This is a genomic window from Sphingobacterium sp. HJSM2_6 (assembly GCF_049316305.1).
Taxonomy (GTDB): domain Bacteria; phylum Bacteroidota; class Bacteroidia; order Sphingobacteriales; family Sphingobacteriaceae; genus Sphingobacterium.
On the sequence record NZ_JBMOXB010000050.1, the window covers coordinates 1 to 472 of the forward strand.

A 472-nucleotide genomic window follows, 5' to 3' on the forward strand; every position below is an offset into this window, starting at 1 on the left:
TAACGAATCAAGACTGGTTAGATCATGTGACCTCGGGCGATTATCAGCAATACTATAACAAACAATATCAAGGATAAGCGATGAAAGTAATCAGCACGAAACTCAAGGACTGTTATATTCTGGAACCTACGGTTTATGAAGACAGTCGCGGATATTTCTTTGAGTCCTACAATCAGCAGAAATTCAAAGAATTGACGGGTCTAGATCCCGTTTTTCTACAAGATAATCAATCACGTTCCAGTTACGGCGTAGTGCGCGGATTGCATCAACAGCGCGGTGAATATGCACAAGCAAAGTTGGTACGCGTGTTGGAAGGTACTGTATTGGACGTGGCGGTAGATGTTCGTGAAGGATCGAGCACTTACGGAGAATACGTGGCTGTAGAACTTACAGCTGAAAATAATAGACAGCTTTTTGTACCCAGAGGGTTTCTACATGGCTTTGCCGTATTATCGGAACAGGCTACCTTCTT

Annotated in this window: 1 protein-coding gene; it reads left to right on the forward strand. The window is 43.2% G+C overall.

Annotation, left to right across the window (positions count from 1 at the left end; translation table 11 throughout):
* Window positions 1–80 precede the first annotated feature (80 nt).
* Window positions 81–472: dTDP-4-dehydrorhamnose 3,5-epimerase (gene rfbC / locus ACFRAE_RS17760; RefSeq protein ID WP_422798509.1), on the forward strand; the 392-nt coding region annotated here is incomplete at its 3' end.